4 protein-coding genes and 1 pseudogene are annotated in these 4,579 nt (G+C 42.0%); 2 read left to right on the plus strand and 3 right to left on the minus strand.

Annotated elements, in window-relative coordinates; translation table 11 throughout:
• The first annotated feature begins 191 nt into the window (after nt 1-191).
• Nucleotides 192-1,143: pseudogene (gene uspE / locus B9J84_RS04985) on the plus strand (universal stress protein UspE).
• A gap of 141 nt (nt 1,144-1,284) precedes the next feature.
• Nucleotides 1,285-2,217, plus strand: coding sequence for a tRNA 2-thiocytidine(32) synthetase TtcA (gene ttcA / locus B9J84_RS04990; protein WP_013856889.1), 933 nt, complete (start codon nt 1,285-1,287; stop codon nt 2,215-2,217).
• Between the two features lie 66 nt (nt 2,218-2,283).
• Here the strand turns inward: ttcA and B9J84_RS04995 are convergent, their stop codons facing one another.
• The 3 genes from B9J84_RS04995 to B9J84_RS05005 are packed head-to-tail and all read right to left on the minus strand — an operon-like array spanning nt 2,284 to nt 4,539.
• Nucleotides 2,284-2,946: a DUF2987 domain-containing protein gene (locus tag B9J84_RS04995; RefSeq protein WP_094123673.1), complete on the minus strand. Its 663-nt coding sequence runs from the start codon at nt 2,944-2,946 to the stop codon at nt 2,284-2,286.
• 2 nt (nt 2,947-2,948) lie between these two features.
• Nucleotides 2,949-3,755: a glucosaminidase domain-containing protein gene (locus B9J84_RS05000; protein ID WP_094123674.1), complete on the minus strand. Its 807-nt coding sequence runs from the start codon at nt 3,753-3,755 to the stop codon at nt 2,949-2,951.
• Entirely contained in the window at nt 3,748-4,539 is a 792-nt protein-coding gene (locus B9J84_RS05005; RefSeq protein WP_094123675.1) for a hypothetical protein, read from the minus strand. The genes B9J84_RS05000 and B9J84_RS05005 overlap by 8 nt, the downstream gene beginning before the upstream one ends.
• Between the last annotated feature and the right edge of the window lie 40 nt (nt 4,540-4,579).

Here is a 4,579-nt window from a genome sequence, read left to right on the forward strand (position 1 = left end):
CATCACAATCCTTGACCATGACCAACTGATGGAACTGGCAGGCGTATCTAAAGAAACTAAGTAACTTCAATGAGGTAGCTCTTAAATGAGCTACGTCATACTTCTGTTAAAAACTCTCTTTTTTTCTAAAATTCTCGCTGGTTATGAGCTAAAGTAACTCTAACGCCCTCCTCCATAATTAAGGAGTCGATATGAGTATTTATAGCAAGATTCTGGTGGTTGCTGACATCAACCACGATGAACAACCCGCCCTTGCCAGAGCCATACAGTTAGCACAGCAAAGCACGTCTTCTAGCCACATTACATTTTTCCTATCTATTTATGATTTCTCTTATGACATGACGTCGATGCTCTCTGTTGATGAACGTGATGCTATGCGACGTGGTGTTATCCATCAGCGCGAGCAATGGATGAGGAAAGTAGCTGAACCGTATATTGATAGTTCGATCCAATTTGAAGTAAAAGTGGTGTGGCATAACCGCCCTTATGAAGCGATTATTGCTGAGATATTTTACGGAGAACATGACATTCTGATCAAAGGGACGCGCAAGCATGATGTCCTTGAATCCGTTATTTTTACACCGACAGATTGGCACTTATTGCGTAAATGCCCAACTCCAGTGCTATTGGTTAAAAATTCAGATTGGCCACAGAATGCGAATATAATCGCTTCGGTACATGTGGGGTCAGAAAATCCGGCTCATATTGATTTAAATGATTGCATGGTTGAACAACTAAAAAGCCTCACCACTCGTTTAGGTGCGACGCCTTATCTGGTGAATTCATACCCTATTACGCCTGCGAATATTACCATTGAGTTGCCCGAGTTTGATCCAATGACCTACACTGATGCTGTTCGTGGTCACCACTTGATGGCAATGAAAGCATTGCGACAAAAGCATGGTATAGATGAATCGCAAACACTTGTAGAGCAAGGCTTGCCTGAAGACGTCATTCCTCAAGCTGCTGAAAAGCTCAATGCGGCGATGGTTATTCTTGGTACGACGGGGCGTACAGGGTTATGGGGGGGCAGTATTTATTGGCAACACGGCAGAACAAGTCATTGATAAAATTAACTGTGATGTTTTAGCATTAAAGCCGCATGGCTACGTGAGCCCTTTAGATCCTAAAACCTCTATTTAAAATGGCCCGATCTATCATCGATCCCCCTTGTCATAGACGAGGGGGATTTTTTATCTTCCTTACTTGTTAGATCTGGCATCTGCGCTATTTATCCGTATCATACGCACTTTATTTTGTTTAAAGATTAAAGACCAGACACTGATGACTGAGCAAATTCAAGAGCGCACCAAAGCTCAACAATATAATTTCAATAAACTTCAGAAGCGTATCCGTCGTAATACGGGTCAAGCCATTGCTGACTTTAATATGATTGAAGATGGCGACCGTATTATGGTATGTCTTTCTGGCGGTAAAGATAGCTTTACCATGCTGGATATTCTAATGAGCCTTCAGAAAAGTGCCCCTGTTAGCTTTGAGCTTATTGCCGTGAATCTTGATCAAAAACAGCCCGGATTTCCTGAACACATTCTGCCGCAGTACTTAGAGCAGCTAGGCGTTGAATATAAAATTGTCGAAGAAGACACGTATTCTATTGTTCAAGATAAGATCCCTGAAGGGAAAACCACCTGCTCACTTTGTTCACGCTTACGCCGCGGCATTTTGTACCGTACAGCCAAAGAACTCGGTGCGACGAAAATTGCGTTAGGCCATCACCGTGACGACATTCTAGAAACGCTATTTTTGAACATGTTTTATGGTGGAAAGATCAAAGGAATGCCACCTAAACTTGTGTCTGATAACGGTGAACATGTGGTAATTCGCCCTCTAGCCTACTGTCGTGAAAAAGACATTATCAAATATGCGAACATGCGAGAGTATCCGATTATTCCATGTAATCTATGTGGCTCTCAGCCAAACATGCAACGTCAAAACATTAAGCAAATGCTAAATGGCTGGGATAAACAGTTCCCTGGGCGCATCGAGACCATGTTTAGTGCAATGCAAAATGTAGTGCCTAGCCATTTGGCTGATTTCAAGTTGTTTGACTTTAAGTCGATTAACCGTGATTCAGGCGTTATTAATGGTGGCGACATTGGTTTTGATAAAGAAGAGATGCCAATCCTAGCGCTCGAAGATGAGGATAGCGTGATGGAGTTTGATCCTAGTTTGAAGTTGGATGTCACCAATCTTTGATATTCCTACAAAGATAAAACGAGTAAGGGCTGCGAATGCAGCCCTATTGATATTAGCCCAACATGTCTAATGTTTCGCTTTGGGAAGATAAGGTAACACGCGAACCGTTTCTTGTGGTAACTGCATCGATCCACCTTCACCCAGTTGACTGAGATCCACTTGGGCTTTGCCATTTTCTATGTTAATGGTTTCGCCGTTACTCAACTGAATGGCCGAATTCAAATTATTGGCAAATTCGAGTGTGACACCAGAAACATCGGGTGTGAACCAACTCGCAAACATCCCGCCGAGCTCTTCCAGTAATTTTTGCATCTGAGGTAATAAGATGGCGACCTGTTGGTAAGATATTTCTCCTTTGAACTGTTCTTTTGCCATAACAACAGTCGAAAAGTCACAACGCATATCTTGAGGAGTATCGACAAACACTAACGGATTCGCTTGCCGTAAATGATCGTCTAAAGGAAGTAGTAGTTCGTGGTTGCTACTGACTTTCAACGCTTCATAGTGCTTTTCTTTTTCCATCCAAGCCTTCTCTATTGGGCAGAGCTGCTTGGTATTGGCATTAAGGAAATAATAAGCGACTTTGACATTAGGGTACTCTTCTTTCACGTTATTTTTCATTGCTGAAAACAACTTGGAGTATGTAAACATATACTCTTGAGCGTTAACGGGAAATGCGTTAGCAAGGCATAGCGTTGTCAGTAATAAGGTAAGTGTTCTTTTTTTCATTATTATTCTGTCCAGAAAGGCTGATTGTGACGCATCATAGATTGAAGATCTTGCACATAAGCTTCTCCGCGCTCTGAGTATTTCAGTAAGCCATTGGTCATCTCCATGGCACTGTCGGCACTCAATAAATCGGCATTATTTTTTCTTAATCGAAAACGAATCTCTCGTAAATCATGATAAGCGGAGTTGCGGTTAACATTCATGAAGTAACCGTGGATTGACTCTTGAACAGAACCAAAACTCGCCACTTCGTGAGTCATACCTTCCACGCGTTGCAAAGGTACCAACCCACACCCTACACTGTAACACCATTGACCGAAATAGTTGTTTCCTTCAATTGCAAAGCGAGAGGTTCCCCAAGCCGATTCATTCGCTGCCTGGGTCAAGACTAACGCTTCGGGTAAAACGTCAACTCGATGAAGCATGTTTTCTAGCCATGCGCTAGTGATGCCTTCTGCAGGAATCGGTACTTCATATCGCTTAGAGAGTTTTTGCGCCTCACTATAGTCACTTTTGGCTATCTGATTGCTTAGATGATGTTGTGCAATCCTCTCTAATATTTCACGCTCTCGCAAAACACGTAAATTTTCCCAAGCTATCCCTGGTTTTAAGAAAGAAAAAAAAGCATGCTTTTTCTCATTCACATCATCGATGGCTGAGAAGTCAGGCGCTTTTCCAACAGCTCTAGCACCTTGCAAAGATGGAATGTCGCTTTTGTAAGTCGTCTCAGTTGAGGTTTGCTTGACGTAATAAACGCTGCAACTCACAACCACGAGCGAGATGGCGGTAAGTAAGATTATTTTACGCATTGAACACCTGAGAATTTGGATTATTGTCGGATTGATTAGTCGCTATGATCTTTAGTTTGATGCCGAACATATTACGATAAATAATCCCTTTAGCATGGAAGAAGAAAGGTAATACAAAAATGAAACCTATCCCATAAAAGAGCGCGGCGGCAACGAACATCAGCATGATCACGGAATAAATCACGGCAATAGGAACGATTTTTTTATTGACTGCGCGTAAGGATAATAGCAGTGATTGCATAGGTGGAACCCGTTTTTCGCAGATCAATAAGATGGATTGGCTAAACGCAATACTCAAATACATTGATAGCAATGGGAAAATCATTCCTGCTACACCTTGCAGTAATAAGCTGAATAGCGTTGCTAAAATCACTGGGATGGTGAACTGTAATCCCTTACCTATATGTCTTGGCTGTGTTCTTAACCCAGCGACATGACTCATCGCCATTAAGCTCACGCCAGCATAAATAGGTGCACTAACGACCTCATAGCTAAAATTAGCCACAAAAATAGCTTGTACAATATTGCCTGTGAAAGCTTCTGGTGTTTCTAACGCATCCAAGATTAGTGATGGATCACCCAGTTGCAATTTTAAAGCAATATAGAAGATCGCAAGCTGCACAAATAAAAGAATCACGATGGAAGGAGAAAAGGAGATAAATTGCTTGATCGTACAATCCCATGCCTCTTTGAGCACGGCGTTGACTTTTAGCTCGTAATCTCCCTTGAGCGCATGCTCTACATTACCGCCTAAATTGAAATCTTTTTCAATATCATTATTCATAAAATGTCCTAGGCAACGGAAAAGCAAGTTGCCTGTATTT

It is taken from the genome of Vibrio sp. V03_P4A6T147 (assembly GCF_002241085.1).
In the GTDB taxonomy this organism is placed as follows: Bacteria; Pseudomonadota; Gammaproteobacteria; order Enterobacterales; family Vibrionaceae; genus Vibrio; species Vibrio anguillarum.

What these genes read in the sequence shown, in the direction of transcription:
- ttcA (WP_013856889.1), top strand. Translation starts at nt 1,285, where the DNA reads ATGACTGAGCAAATTCAAGAGCGCACCAAAGCTCAACAATATAATTTC.
- B9J84_RS04995 (WP_094123673.1), bottom strand. Translation starts at nt 2,946, where the DNA reads ATGAAAAAAAGAACACTTACCTTATTACTGACAACGCTATGCCTTGCT.
- B9J84_RS05000 (WP_094123674.1), bottom strand. Translation starts at nt 3,755, where the DNA reads ATGCGTAAAATAATCTTACTTACCGCCATCTCGCTCGTGGTTGTGAGT.
- B9J84_RS05005 (WP_094123675.1), bottom strand. Translation starts at nt 4,539, where the DNA reads ATGAATAATGATATTGAAAAAGATTTCAATTTAGGCGGTAATGTAGAG.